Source organism: Pseudomonas sp. W3I7 (genome assembly GCF_030816095.1).
Lineage (GTDB): Bacteria > Pseudomonadota > Gammaproteobacteria > Pseudomonadales > Pseudomonadaceae > Aquipseudomonas > Aquipseudomonas salomonii.
On record NZ_JAUSXP010000001.1, the window covers coordinates 5,041,337 to 5,055,169 of the forward strand.

Genomic DNA, 13,833 nt, shown 5'->3' on the forward strand with positions numbered 1-13,833 from the left:
GGCCTGCATGGCGCCCCGGTCTCAGGAACCGCAATGACCCAAGTCGACTTCTATATATTGCCGAGCGCCGATCCCTCCGCGCGCCTGGACTTTGCCTGCAAACTCACCGAAAAAGCCTGGCGCATGGGCCACCGCATCTATCTGCATTGCAGCGATGCCGCTCAGCGTGAAGACCTTGACGCTCGTCTGTGGCGCTTCAAGGGCGAAAGCTTCGTGCCCCACGGCCCCGCCGAGTCCGAACCCGAAGGCCTGATTGTGCTGGGCTTGGGCGACAGCTGCGGCGATCATCATGACTTGCTGGTTAACCTCGACGTGAAAGTACCGGCCTTTGCCAAGGCGTTTGCCCGCGTGGCGGAAGTGGTGGTCGAAGACCCGGCTATTCGTCAGGCTGCGCGGGAGAGTTTCCGTTTCTACCGCGAACAGGGCTATCCTTTGCAAGATCACCGGCTACAACGACTTTGAGCACACGATGGACACTCCAAACCCGCTGAAAAAAGACGACCACTTGCTGGACGACCTGGAGTCGATCCGTCAATTGCTCGGTGATGATGAGTTGCAACCGCCGCTGCTGACCAACTCGGTCGAGAGCGAGGTACAGATTCCACTGTTGTTCGACATGGTCGGTGGCAAACCTGCCGCACCTGAGCCTGTCGCGCCGGCACCTGCTGCAGAACCGGCACCCTCCGCTGAAAAAGCCCCCGATGCGTTGCTGCTGCACCTGGACAACGAACTGCGCGCCGCCGCGCAACTGATCATGCAGGATGTGATCGACGACTTTGCGCCGCATATTGAAGCCGAGATCAAACGGCGGATGGATGCGCGGATGGAGCGGCTATTAAGCCAATACCAGTCCTGAGCCCTGCATAGATCCCTGTGGGAGCTGGCTTGCCTGCGCCCACATTTGCTCAACGTACATCTCTAGCCCGTCTTCGCCTCGCCCTGCGCCTTATCCCCCGTTATACTTGTCGGCTTTCCTGAATAAATGCCAACTAGGGTCCCGCCGCGCATGGATAAGACCTACCAGCCGCACGCCATTGAAACTTCCTGGTACAACACCTGGGAGTCCGAGAACTATTTCGCCCCGCAAGGTGCCGGCGAGTCCTACACCATCATGATTCCGCCACCGAACGTCACTGGCAGCCTGCACATGGGCCATGGCTTCAACAATGCGATCATGGATGCGTTGATCCGTTTCCGCCGCATGCAGGGCCGTAACACCCTGTGGCAACCGGGTACCGACCACGCCGGTATCGCCACGCAGATGCTGGTGGAACGCCAGCTCGAAGCCACCGGCCAGAACCGTCACGACTTGGGCCGGGAGAAATTCCTGGAAAAAATCTGGGAATGGAAAGACCAATCCGGCGGCAATATCAGCCGTCAGATCCGTCGCCTGGGTTCGTCTGTGGACTGGAGCCGCGAGCGCTTCACCATGGACGACGGCCTGTCGGAATCGGTGAAAGAAGCCTTCGTGCGCCTGCATGAAGACGGCCTGATCTACCGCGGCAAGCGCCTCGTCAACTGGGACACCAAGTTGCACACGGCAATTTCCGACCTCGAAGTGGAAAACCATGACGAGAAAGGCTTCCTGTGGAACCTCAAGTACCCACTGGCCGATGGCGCCAAGACCGCCGAGGGCAACGACTACCTGATCGTCGCCACCACGCGTCCGGAAACCATGCTCGGCGACGCCGCCGTTGCCGTTAACCCGAACGACGAGCGTTACCAGGCGCTGATCGGCAAATTCGTCGAGCTGCCATTGGTCGGCCGTCGTATCCCGATCATCGCGGACGACTACTGCGACCCTGAATTTGGCACCGGCTGCGTGAAAATCACCCCGGCCCACGATTTCAACGACTACGAAGTCGGCAAGCGCCACAACCTGCCGCTGTTGAACATCTTCGACAAAAACGCCGCCGTATTGCCGGCCTGCCAGGTGTTCAACCTGGACGGCACGCTGAACGACAGCATCGACGGCAAGATCCCGGCCGAATACGCCGGCCTCGACCGTTTCGAAGCGCGCAAGCAGATCGTGGCCGCCTTTGACGCTGCCGGCTTGCTGGTGAGCGTTGACGACCACGGCCTCAAAGTGCCGAAGGGCGACCGTTCCGGCACCGTAATCGAGCCGTGGCTGACCGACCAGTGGTACGTGTCCACCAAACCATTGGCCGAGCCTGCGATTGCTGCCGTGGAAGACGGCCGCATCCAGTTCGTGCCTAAACAGTACGAAAACATGTACTTCTCGTGGATGCGTGACATCCAGGATTGGTGCATCAGCCGTCAACTGTGGTGGGGCCACCGCATTCCGGCCTGGTACGACGAGTCGGGCAAGGTCTATGTAGGTCGCGATGAAGCCGAAGTGCGTGCCAAGCACAACCTCGGCGCGGACATCGCCCTGCAACAGGACAACGACGTACTCGACACCTGGTTCAGCTCGGGCCTGTGGACCTTCTCGACCCTGGGCTGGCCACAGCAGACCGAGTTCCTGAAGAAATTCCACTCCACCGACGTGCTGGTTACCGGTTTCGATATCATTTTCTTCTGGGTTGCCCGGATGATCATGCTCACCATGCACTTGGTGAAGAACGAAGACGGCACGCCGCAAGTACCGTTCAAGACCGTGTATGTGCACGGCCTGGTACGTGATGGCCAGGGCCAGAAGATGTCCAAGTCCAAGGGCAACGTCCTGGACCCGCTGGACATCATCGACGGCATCGACCTGGAAACCCTGGTGCAGAAACGCACCTCGGGCCTGATGCAGCCAAAGTTGGCCAAGAAGATCGAGAAGCAGACCCGCGACGAGTTCGCCGATGGCATTGCCAGCTACGGTACCGACGCCCTGCGTTTCACCTTCTGCTCGCTGGCGTCCACCGGTCGCGACATCAAGTTCGACATGGGCCGCGTCGAAGGCTACCGCAACTTCTGCAACAAGATCTGGAACGCCGCGCGCTACGTGCTGGACAAAGGCGAAGACTGCGGCCAGAACGGCGAAGCAGTTGAGCTGAGCCTGGCGGATCGCTGGATCATCTCGCAGTTGCAGCGCACCGAAGCCGAAGTAACCCGCCAACTTGACCAGTTCCGTTTCGACCTGGCCGCACAGGCCTTGTACGAGTTCATCTGGAACCAGTATTGCGACTGGTACCTGGAACTGTCCAAGCCCGTGCTGTGGGACGAAAACTCGCCGATCGAACGCCAGCGCGGCACCCGTCGCACCCTGGTGCGCGTACTCGAAGTGGCGCTGCGCCTGGCGCACCCGTTCATGCCGTTCATCACCGAAGAGATCTGGCAGCGCATCGCGCCGCTGGCCGGTATCGAAGGCAAGACCATCATGCTGCAACCTTGGCCGGTGGCCAATGAAGCGCGCATCGATGAGGCGGCCGAAAGTGATATCGAATGGCTCAAGACCCTGATGATGGGCACGCGTAACATCCGTGCCGAGATGAACATCGGGCCGGGCAAGCCGTTGGCAGTGTTCGTGAAGAACGCCAGTGCCGAAGATCAGCGTCGCCTCACCGAGAACGACGCGCTGCTCAAGAAGCTGGCGAAGCTGGAGTCGATCACGGTATTGGCTGCCGGCGAAGATGCGCCGCTGTCTGCGACCGCATTGGTCGGCGAGATGGAAGTGCTGGTGCCGATGGCCGGTTTGATCGACAAGGGTGCAGAGCTGGCCCGCCTCGACAAAGAAATCGCGCGCCTGCAAGGTGAAGTGCAGCGGGTGGGCGGCAAGCTGTCCAACGCGGCGTTTGTCGACAAGGCGCCGGCTGAGGTGATCGAGAAAGAACGCGCCAAGTTGGCTGAAGCGGAACAGGCTTTGGGCAAGCTGGCCGAGCAACATGCGCGGATTTCCAGTCTGTAAGCTGGAACCTGTGAAAAAAAAAGAGACCTTCGGGTCTCTTTTTTTGGGGGGTTTGAAAACCCAATCAGGGTGGGAGCGGGCTTGCTCGCGAATGCGGTGTGTCAGAAGCACATTCAGTGACTGACACACCGCATTCGCGAGCAAGCCCGCTCCCACATTTAAACCGAGGTCAACTTCGGAATGTGTGACAATACCCGCCACTTTTGAAACAAACCCAGAATCGACGCAGCCAATGACCGCCCCCAGCACACCCAAACCTCCGCGCAAGAAGCCTAAAACCGCCGCCTCGGCCAAGCCCGTCGCGCCGCGCAAAGAGGCTACCCTGCACCCGCGCAACCGCCACACAGGCCGTTACGACTTCCCGGCGCTGATCAAGACCACGCCGGAACTGGCGAAATTCGTGATCATCAACCCGTATGGCAAAGAGAGCATCGACTTCGCCAGCCCGGACGCGGTGCGGGTGTTCAACCGGGCACTGCTCAAGTCGTTCTATGGCATCCAGCATTGGGATATCCCGCAGGATTACCTGTGCCCGCCGGTACCGGGGCGTGCGGACTATGTGCATTTCCTCGCCGACCTGCTGGCCAGCGTCAACGACGGCAAGATTCCGCGCGGCTCCATCGTCAAGGTGCTGGACATTGGCATGGGCGCCAACTGCGTCTACCCGCTGATCGGCTATATGGAGTACCGCTGGAATTTCCTCGGCTCCGAGGTCGACCCTATCGCGGTGGCCGCCGCCAAGGCCATCGTGCAGTCCAATGACCTGAGCAAGGTCATCCAGTTGCGCCAGCAGCCCAACCCCAAGCAGATCCTGCTGGGCTTGCTGGAGCCGGGTGAGCGCTTTGACCTGACCATGTGCAACCCGCCTTTCCACGCGTCCATGGACGAAGCCACCAAGGGCAGCGAGCGTAAATGGCGCGCCCTGGGCAAGGCCGATCCCAAGCGCAAGCTGCCGGTGCTGAACTTCGGCGGTCAATCGGCGGAGCTGTGGTGTGAAGGCGGCGAAGCCCGCTTTGTGACGCAACTGATCGCCGAGAGCGCGCATTTTGCCCACAAGGTGCTGTGGTTCAGCACGCTGGTATCAAAAGCGTCGAACTTGCCCGCGATCGAGACGGCCCTGAAAAAAGCCGGCGTGCTGGAAAGCCAGGTGGTGGAGATGTCCCAGGGCCAGAAGCAAAGCCGTTTTGTGGCCTGGACCTTCCAGACCAAGAACGAGCAGCAGATCTGGCGCCAGCGCTGGGTTCGCGACTAGCCACAGAAAGCCCTGCACAAATCGCAGGCAACAAAAAACCGTGCCCGGATCGCTCCGAGGCACGGTTTTTTTTTGCTGCGTCTTACTTGTTAACAGCGTCGGTCAGGCCTTTGGCCACAACCAGCTTGATAACTTTCTTGGCAGCGATTTCGATGGCAGCGCCAGTCGAAGGGTTACGGCCAGTACGGGCTGGACGCTCGGTCACTTTCAGTTTGCCAACGCCTGGCAGAGTGATTTCGCCGCCGTTTTCCAGCTGATCAGCAACAACTTGGCTCAGTTGGTCCAGCAGAGCGCGCACGGTGGTTTTCGGTGCGTCTACTGCTTCAGCCAGGTCAGCGATCAGTTGGTCTTTAGTAATAGCCATTGTGGTGTTCCTTCCCTATCAAATTCATATGGATTGCAGAGTGCAGTGTCAGCCGTCGAGCCCGACCGTCATGGCCTGGCACCCCAGGCCTACAACCACGGAGATCGGGGTTATAGATGCTTGAAACGGGGATTGGTTCGACCTGACAGATGCTGAATGCACGCTTAACGCCGAGACTTGGCGTAAGACGGGGCAAAACTAGCACAGAGACGGGGAAATATCCGCCTCAACATACCCATTTGGTCAGCTTTATCGCTCTAAACCGTGAAAAAAAGGCATATGGGCCGTCGGAGGTCGTCCAAAACCGCCTTGCAGGCGCGTCTTGACCAATGGGTGCGGTACACTGGGCGACTTTTTGGGGAGGCCCACCGCTCCCCTTCAACCAGCCGAGAAGCCTATGCCGATCCGTCATTGCATTGTTCACCTGATCGACAAAAAACCCGACGGCACACCTGCAGTTCTGCATGCCCGCGATTCGGAGCTGTCCGAATCCGCCGCCATCGAGAACATGCTGGCCGACCTCAACGAGAGCTACAACGCCAAACAAGGCAAGGCCTGGGGGTTCTTCCATGCCGAGTCCGGCGCGCACCCGTTCAGCGGCTGGTTGAAGGAGTATTTCGACGGTGGCCAGGATTTCACCACCTTCAGCCGCACGGCGGTCGAGCACCTGCAAAAGCTGATGGAGGAGTCCAACCTCTCCACCGGCGGCCACGTGCTGTTTGCTCATTATCAACAAGGCATGACCGATTACCTGGCCATCGCCCTGCTGCACCACAGCGAAGGCGTGGCAGTGACCGATGAGCTGGACGTGACCCCGTCGCGCCACCTGGATCTGGGCCAGTTGCACCTGGCGGCGCGCATCAACGTCTCCGAGTGGCAGAACAACAAGCAGTCCAAGCAGTACATCTCGTTTATCAAGGGCAAGAACGGCAAGAAGGTCTCGGAGTACTTCCGCGATTTTATTGGCTGCCAGGAAGGCGTCGACGGCCCGGGCGAGACCCGCACCCTGCTCAAGGCCTTCAGTGACTTTGTTGAGAGCGAAGACCTGCCGGACGAGTCCGCCCGCGAAAAGACCAAAACCCTGGTGGACTACGCCAGCAGCCAGGCCAAGCTTGGCGAGCCGATGGGCCTGGAGGAACTGTCGGGCTTGATCGATGAAGATCGGCCAAAAGCGTTCTACGACCATATCCGCAACAAGGATTACGGCCTGTCACCGGAAATTCCGGCCGACAAACGCACCCTCAACCAGTTCCGCCGCTTCACCGGCCGCGCCGAAGGCCTGTCCATCAGCTTTGAAGCGCACCTGCTGGGCGACAAGATCGAATACGACGAAGCCGCCGGCACCTTGATCATCAAGGGCCTGCCGACCCAACTGACCGACCAGCTCAAGCGCCGTAACTGATGCTGGGCGGGGTACTCAAGAAAGTCCTGTTGGTGTTGCTGGTGGTGGTAGTCATCCAGAACTGGGGCAAGATCGAGCGGCTGTTCAACCCCTCGCAGGTGGTGTCGGAGCAGTTACGCGCCTCGGCACGCGTGGTGCTCTACTCCACCGAGTGGTGCGGCTACTGCAAGCAGATACGGCGTTTTCTGGACCAGAAAGGCGTGCCGTACCAAGCGTTCGATATCGAGAAGGATGCCCAGGCGCGCAAGGCGTATGAGGCGCTGGGCGGCGGCGGGATTCCGTTTGTGGGAGGTCAATGGTACGCTCATTCGCGATTACAACCCGGAAGCGATTATGGCTGCCTTGAAGTAACCCCGCCGTTGCAGGAGCCCGTTTGTGTGGGAGCTGGCTTGTGTGGGAGCTGGCTTGCCTGCGATAGCATCACCGCGCAGTAACTGACAGACCGAGTTGCCTGCATCGCAGGCAAGCCAGCTCCCACAAAAAGCCAGCTCCCACATAAGCGAGCTCCCACATTCAGTTCTGCAGCGTCTTTAGAAGTTAGCTTCCAGCGACACCATCGCCGTACGCTCCTCACCCACGTTGTAATACGCCGTACTCGGCGCCAGGCCGTTTACCGGCGCCGAGTTGAACGACACGGTGCGCGCCGAGCTCAGGTATTCCTTGTCGAACACGTTAAGCATCGACAGCCGCAGGGTCGCGGACTTGATGACCTTCTTGTCCACCGGCAAGTAAATACCGGCATTCAGGTCCACCACCGTGCGCCCGGCGATTTTTTCGTCGTTGGTCAAATCGCCGTAGAAACTGCCGACGTATTTGCCCGCAACGTTGCCGTAGAAACGCGAGTCGTCGTAGCCAAACACCAGGTTGAACATGTTTTCCGGCACGTTGGCCAGTTGCTTGCCGGCGGTGGGCAACAACACGTTCTTGCTGAGCAGATTGTCTTTCTGTTCTGACTGGGTGTAGGTGTAGGACGCGTAGTAGTTGAAGTGATGCGGCAACAGCCCGCTCCACTCCAGCTCCAGGCCTTTGTTGTCGACTTTGCCGACGTTGATCACCGCGTAGTCGCCGTTGAGGTCGGTGGTCGACAACTGGCGGTCCTTGAAGCTGATGTAGAACAGCGTCGCGCTCAGCGCAATATCGTCTTCGGTGAAGCGCCAGCCCAGTTCCTGGTTCCAGCTCAACTCGGGCTTGAGGCTTACGGAGTCGCCCTTGTTGTACAGCACGTAGTTCGGCGGCGTACGCATGTTGCGGGTGACGTTGTAGAACGCCTGGTTGCTCTGGTCGACCTGGTACTTGGCGCTGAAGTTCGGCAGAAACTGGTGGTAACGGGTGTTACGTTTTTCCGGTTTATCGTACAGGCTGCCCAGGTTGTTGCCGTCGCGCTCGACGTACTGGTAGGCCACGCCGCCGACAAAACTCAGGTCTGGCGTGGCTTGCCAGCTGTCCTGCACCCAGAGCTTTTGCGACGGTGTGATGGTGTAGTAATGACGGCCTTGTACCGTCGCACCGTTCTTGTCGACCACCTGGCCGCCGCCGTTGTAGTCGCCCCACACATCATCGGGTGCGCCTTCGCCGTTGATGCCGATAAACGGCTGGCTCTGGCGCTGGCGTGCGCGCTCATACCAGTAGCCGTAGTCCAGGCTGTGTTCTTCGTTGATGTCCCACTTCATTTTGGCGGTGACGCCCGGGCGCCAGGTTTCGGTCCACGAAGGGCGGTAGTAGTTGAGCGATTTGAGGTTGCTCAGGTCGTAGTTGCCGGCCTTGTCGGACTTCGGCCCCAGGTTTGATGCGGTCTGGCCGCTGAAGCTGCCACCGTTGGCCCAGTAGTAATACGGCGTGACCGTCAGCGCCAGGTTGTCCTGCAGCTGCCAGCGCTGGGTGAGCGTGGCGTTGACGCTTTCGAAGGGGTTGCGGTTGAGCTTGTAGGAAGACGACAGCAAACCAGACTTGTACACCGGGGTTTCCGAGTAATCCTTGCGCCGCCCGTCGGTGTCGAACTGCGACTTGCTCAAGGAGTTGTAGTTGTAGTTTTCCTGGTTGTTGTACTTGATGGTGGCCAGTGTGGAGTTGCCGCTGCCGTCTTCAAACAGGCTGCTCCACTCGACCTTGTCGCTGCGCAGCGTGCCTTTGCCACGCCACTTGTCGCCTTCCAGGTGCGAGGCCGAGACCCAGGTCTTGAGGCCGCCGAAATCGCCGGTATTGACCCGCACGAAGGTCTTGCGCAAGTCGTTGGCGCCGACAATCTGCTTGGCAAACACCCCGGCTTCTTTGGTCGGCCGAAGGGTGATCATGCCGATGTTGCCGCCGCTGGAGCCGATGTGCGGGCCGTCGGCTTCCGAGGAACCTTGGGTGGCGAACACTTCCGCGAGGTTTTCCGGGTCGCCCAATTGGTTGGAATAGACGCTGTAGTTGCCCGAATCGTTGATCGGCACGCCATCGACGGAAACCCCGATCTGGTCGGAGTTCATGCCGCGCATGGTGAAGTTGGTGCCGCTGGTGCCACTGGCGTCATCACTGGAAACGTTGATGCCCGGCGTGTATTTGAGCTTGTCGATGGCGTTGGCGGTCGACGACATCTGGTCCATGGCTTCCTTGGTCACCGTCGACCGCGCCTTGGCACTTTCTTCGCGGATCATGTGGCCATTGCCCAGGGTCTGTTTGCCGGCGATGTCCACCGAGCCGACGTCCTGCGTACTGTCTGCCAAAATCAATGGCGCAAAGCTACCTAGGCCCGATGCAAAAAGCAGGGCAGAGAGTGTGTTGATCTTCACAAGTAGATCCCTTACGTGCATCTATCTGTTGTTATGGAGGGCGGTACTGGCTGTCAGAACCGGGTGAACGGCGACGCCAGTCTTCCTGACCACCTGCTCAGGAATCCGAGGATGATCCTTGGCGCGTGTAACGGTTTGGTGACAGGTTTGGGCAATTAGGATGAAGGTTAAGTGAAGGATCTACAGACAGCGCGATACCTGACCTGTAGCAGTCGCCAGGAAATGATCGCGAGAAAAATAGTTGTAAACGGCAGTGGCCAGCAAACCGATCGTGTCTAGCGCAACACAATCATGCGACCCAAGAGCGAGTGCTGTTCAAACCCCAGCACCGCCTGCAGGGCATTCAAAACCGCGACTGGGTCCTTGCTCGGAAAACTGCCACTGACACGCTTGGCGCCCATCTCGTCGTTCAGCAACAGAATGCGCCCCGGATAGTAACGGCTCAGGTCCTTGACCACGTCAGCCAACGGCGCCTTGTAGTAATTGAGCCAGCCGTCACGCCAGGCCAGGCGGGATTCACTGTCGACCGCGTGCATCGCTTCGGCCACACCGTCGGCGTAAGCCACTTGCTGGCCCGCCGTCAGAACCTGCTGCTGGCCTTGCCTGGACGGCGTCACGCCAACCCGACCGGACAACACCGTCACCTGCGCGCCAGCCGGTTGCAGGCGCACTTCGAACTGTGTGCCCAACACCCGTGCTTCGCCGCTGCCGGCCTCGACCACAAAGGACTGGCCGGTGTGGGTCACGCTGAAAAAACCGGCACCGCGACGCAGCTGGATATGCCGCTGACCGTGGCTGAAATCCACGGCGATGGCGCTGTCGGCATCCAGGGTCACTTGGGACTGGTCGGCCAGGGTCACGGTCTTCACCTCACCCGGCGCGGTCACGTAATCGGCGCCGAAATCATCCACCCAACGCGACGGCTGCCAACCGGCGCCCATCGACACCATCACCAGCAGGCACGCGGCCATGGCCAAGGCGCCAGACCAGCGCAGGGTGCGCGAACGTTTCGAACTGTTCATCGCATTGAGGTAACCCTGCAAGGCCAGGGCGTCTTCGCCTGCCAGTGTGCGCGCCGGTACTTCGCTCAACTCCCACAGCACCTGGGCCTGGGAATAGGCCTCGACGTGGGCAGGATCGGCCCGCAACCAGCGGCTGAACGTGGCCTGGTCGCCACTGCTGGGCTGGTCGTGCAACAGGCTCAGCCAGTCGAGCGCGGCCTGTTCCTGGGCGGGCGTGGGGGTGACGTTCACGGTGCTTTCCCTGGCGTGCGTGGGGGCAATGGTTCGCGAAGGCTGGCCTTGCAGGCTTCAAGGGCACGCATCATATGTTTTTCCACGGCACTTTGGGACAAGCCCATGGCCCTGGCGATTTCTGCGTACTTGCGGCCGTGGATGCGGTTGAGCAAAAAAATCTGCCGCGTGCGCTCCGGCAGGCTGCGCAAGGCGGCTTCGACATGGCGCAGATCATTGCCCGCTTCGAGCGCCGCCTGGGGTTCTGAGCCCTGATTGTCCTGCTGCTCCGGCAGCCAGCCTTCGCTGCTGCGCACACGGGCGCCTTCGCTGCGCAAGTGGTCAATGGCGATGTTGCCGGCGCAGCGCAGCAAGTAAGTGCTGAGCTCTTCGACCTGCACCAGCGGGCGGCGCCAGAAGCGCAGGAATAGATCCTGTACCAAATCAGCCGCCGTGGCGCGACACCCCACCCGGCGGCTGACCAGGGCTTCCATTTGCGAACGCTGGGACAAAAACACCTGCAAAAAATGCGCACGCCCACCGGCCGCATCGGTGTGCGGGCTGTCCTGGGATTCGGGTGGCGTGCTGATCATCATCACAGGCTCAGATTAAGGCGAAGGCCGCGACAGGGCTGGCCAGCAGGCCGGCGCCCGCCAGGATCAAGGCCAGCCTGGGTCGATACGGCAACAGCAACACCAGCAGCAGCGCGCTGAGCATCAACACCGCGCACCACTCCACCAACCCTTGGGCCCAGCCTGAAGCGGCGACGGCGGGCCAGATCGACACGCCCAGCAACAACCAACCGGCCATGCGCAGGCTTGAACGCCGCGCGGGCGACGGCTTGCTGTGCAGCAACTCGCCGTGATGGCGGTCGGTGGCCAGGCACAACGCGGTAAACCCGGTGTAACACATCAATAGCGCGAGCAGCATTCAGTGCGCCTCCTGCTTGAGTGTGATTGACCGCACGCGTTCGGCCTTGGGTTGCGTTCGGTGCTGCATCTTCCACGCCGCCCAGGCGAGGAACAGGCCGCTGGCCAGGCAGGTCAGGTCGAAGCCGGCCATGGCCCAGTCACCCTTGGCCAATGACGTGCCCAAGTGCTGTGAGGTGGTCAGCGCGTTGAGCAGAGGGATCGCCACAAACAGCAGCGCAGCGAAGCTCAGTTGTTCGACCCAAGCCTGGCGACCACGGCGCACTACAGCATGTAGCAAGCTCAGGCCCCAGACGATAAAGAAGGTTTGTATTTCCCAATCGGAACGTTCGGCGAAGCTCACCGGCAACAGGCGGTTGGCCCAGAAAAACGCCGCGATGGCGACCATCAAGCCAGACATGCTGGCGATGTTGAGCACTTCCACCAGCCGCAGTTCAAACGGCATTACGCCGGTTTTAGCGTGCTTGAGCTGGCGCTTGCCCAGCCAGATCACCAGGCCGGTGCCGATCATCGCCGTGCCCGCCAGGCCACAGATAAAGTACAGCCAGCGCAGCACCGGGCCGGCGAAATGGCCCATGTGCAGGCCATAGAAACTGCCACCAATCGCCGCCGGCAGCGATTGCTCGCCACTGACCCGCAGCAACTCGCCGGTGGTGCCGTTGAATGACACGCTGCTGCCAAAGTCATGCACCACGCGGTCGGAGCCGGCGCGCACCACATTCACCGACGCATTCACATCGCCAGGGTTGTTGACCACCAATCGGCCCACATGCCCACCGGCCCATTGTGTGCGCGCCTGCTCGTACATCGGCCATAACGGCAGCAACTTGCCCGGCTGGCCGAGTGCCGGTGCATTGTCAGTATTGGGGAACACCTCATTAAAGAACGCGCGGCTGTCGTTGCCGTACGAGGCGAGAATCGGCGCGGGCATCACCATGCTCATGAAGATCACCAGGCTGCTGTAGGTGATCATCAGGTGAAACGGCAGCACCAGCACACCCACCGCGTTATGCCCGTCGAGCCAGGAGCGCTGGCCCTTGCGCGGGCGGAAGGTGAAGAAGTCCTTGAAGATTTTCTTGTGGGTGATGATCCCGGTGATCAGCGCGACGAACATCACCATGGCGGCGATGGTCGACAGCCAGCGGCCCCACGGGTAAGGCATTTGCAGCTGGAAGTGGAAGCGGTAGAAAAAATCGCCGCCCATGCTTTCTCGGGCCTGGACGGGTTCAGCAGTAACGGGATCGAGGACTTTCTGGATGAAGTTGCCGCGTTTGCCGGGGTCGATCTTGTCTTGCCACATCACCGACAGGCCAGGGTCACGGCTGTTGGGCAGGGTGATAAACCAGCGCGCGGCGTTGGGCGCCTGTTGCTGCAGATAGGTTTGCGCAGCGGCAAGGCTGCGCGCTTCGTCCAAGGGATACGCCTGCACTTCGGGCTGCATCCAGTGGGTAATTTCGTCCTTGAAATAGGCCAGGGTGCCGGTCAGGAATATCGCGAACAGCAGCCAGCCGAAGATCAGGCCGGCCCAGGTGTGCAACCAGGCCATCGCCTGGCGAAAGCCCTCTTTCATGTGCGTGCCATCCAAAAACCCACGCCCGCCAGGGTGGCAAACAACGCGCTGGGCAGCATCACGCCAAACCAGGCGCGCGAGGCTGTGCGGCAGGCGAAGCACCAGATAACCGCCAGCAAATAGAATACAAACGAACTCATCATCCCGGTGATCACCGCATCGGCGCGCGAGGTGGGCATCCACAGCGCCAGGCACACGGCGGCCAGAGACGCCATCAGATAGCCGCCGACCACGGCAGCCAGCGCGCGCGAGGTGACGGCGAGGCGGTAGGTGACGGGCAGTGAGGGTTTGCTTTTCATGCGGGAGACGCCAGATTCATCAGCGCGCAATATTAATGATAAATATTCTCATAAGCAAAAGAGAACGGATGAATCACCTGCCCGCATGGATTGCCGAATGCGTATCACGCCCCTTACAATGCGAACAATTCTTGTTCTCTAAAGTACATTGATACTTTCGG

The 13,833-nt window shown here is 60.3% G+C and carries 12 protein-coding genes and 1 pseudogene; 6 read left to right on the forward strand and 7 right to left on the reverse strand.

The features are described from left to right. The first annotated feature begins 33 nt into the window (after window positions 1-33). From QF043_RS23295 to rlmF, 4 genes are all read left to right on the forward strand, one after another. Window positions 34-462: a DNA polymerase III subunit chi gene (locus QF043_RS23295; protein ID WP_307420335.1), complete on the forward strand. Its 429-nt coding sequence runs from the start codon at window positions 34-36 to the stop codon at window positions 460-462. Between the two features lie 7 nt (window positions 463-469). Continuing rightward, complete coding sequence (locus QF043_RS23300) at window positions 470-856, forward strand: DNA polymerase III subunit chi (RefSeq protein ID WP_307420336.1); 387 nt, start codon at window positions 470-472, stop codon at window positions 854-856. A gap of 150 nt (window positions 857-1,006) precedes the next feature. Continuing rightward, entirely contained in the window at window positions 1,007-3,853 is a 2,847-nt protein-coding gene (locus QF043_RS23305) for a valine--tRNA ligase (protein ID WP_307420338.1), read from the forward strand. Window positions 3,854-4,085: 232 nt separating this feature from the next. Further along, window positions 4,086-5,105 carry a 23S rRNA (adenine(1618)-N(6))-methyltransferase RlmF gene (gene rlmF, locus QF043_RS23310; protein ID WP_307420339.1) on the forward strand — a complete coding sequence of 340 codons (1,020 nt, stop codon included), beginning with the start codon at window positions 4,086-4,088 and terminating at the stop codon, window positions 5,103-5,105. Window positions 5,106-5,187: 82 nt separating this feature from the next. On the opposite strand, the gene QF043_RS23315 is transcribed toward rlmF, so the two are convergent. Continuing rightward, window positions 5,188-5,469: an HU family DNA-binding protein gene (locus QF043_RS23315; RefSeq protein WP_003188840.1), complete on the reverse strand. Its 282-nt coding sequence runs from the start codon at window positions 5,467-5,469 to the stop codon at window positions 5,188-5,190. A 397-nt stretch (window positions 5,470-5,866) separates the two neighbouring features. Between QF043_RS23315 and yejK the strand changes: the two genes are divergently transcribed. Beyond that, window positions 5,867-6,871 carry a nucleoid-associated protein YejK gene (gene yejK, locus QF043_RS23320; RefSeq protein ID WP_003171997.1) on the forward strand — a complete coding sequence of 335 codons (1,005 nt, stop codon included), beginning with the start codon at window positions 5,867-5,869 and terminating at the stop codon, window positions 6,869-6,871. Further along, window positions 6,871-7,222, forward strand: a pseudogene (locus tag QF043_RS23325) (glutaredoxin family protein). Before yejK ends, QF043_RS23325 begins: the two are co-directional and overlap by 1 nt. A gap of 179 nt (window positions 7,223-7,401) precedes the next feature. On the opposite strand, the gene QF043_RS23330 reads toward QF043_RS23325, so the two are convergent. The 6 genes from QF043_RS23330 to QF043_RS23355 form a co-directional block, all read right to left on the reverse strand. After that, the gene (locus QF043_RS23330) at window positions 7,402-9,642 is read right to left on the reverse strand and encodes a TonB-dependent receptor (RefSeq protein ID WP_307420340.1); all 2,241 of its coding nucleotides are present in this window, start codon (window positions 9,640-9,642) and stop codon (window positions 7,402-7,404) included. 275 nt (window positions 9,643-9,917) lie between these two features. Continuing rightward, complete coding sequence (locus tag QF043_RS23335) at window positions 9,918-10,895, reverse strand: FecR family protein (RefSeq protein ID WP_307420341.1); 978 nt, start codon at window positions 10,893-10,895, stop codon at window positions 9,918-9,920. Further along, on the reverse strand, window positions 10,892-11,470 hold the full coding sequence (locus QF043_RS23340) for an RNA polymerase sigma factor (RefSeq protein ID WP_056858899.1): 579 nt from the start codon (window positions 11,468-11,470) through the stop codon (window positions 10,892-10,894). The genes QF043_RS23335 and QF043_RS23340 overlap by 4 nt, the downstream gene beginning before the upstream one ends. Before the next feature lie 7 nt (window positions 11,471-11,477). Then, window positions 11,478-11,804 (reverse strand): DUF3325 domain-containing protein, encoded by a 327-nt coding sequence (locus QF043_RS23345; protein WP_307420342.1) that lies wholly within the window; start codon window positions 11,802-11,804, stop codon window positions 11,478-11,480. Next, window positions 11,805-13,373, reverse strand: coding sequence for a PepSY domain-containing protein (locus QF043_RS23350; RefSeq protein WP_307420343.1), 1,569 nt, complete (start codon window positions 13,371-13,373; stop codon window positions 11,805-11,807). After that, complete coding sequence (locus QF043_RS23355) at window positions 13,370-13,672, reverse strand: DUF3649 domain-containing protein (RefSeq protein WP_056858902.1); 303 nt, start codon at window positions 13,670-13,672, stop codon at window positions 13,370-13,372. Before QF043_RS23355 ends, QF043_RS23350 begins: the two co-directional genes overlap by 4 nt. Window positions 13,673-13,833 lie beyond the last annotated feature (161 nt).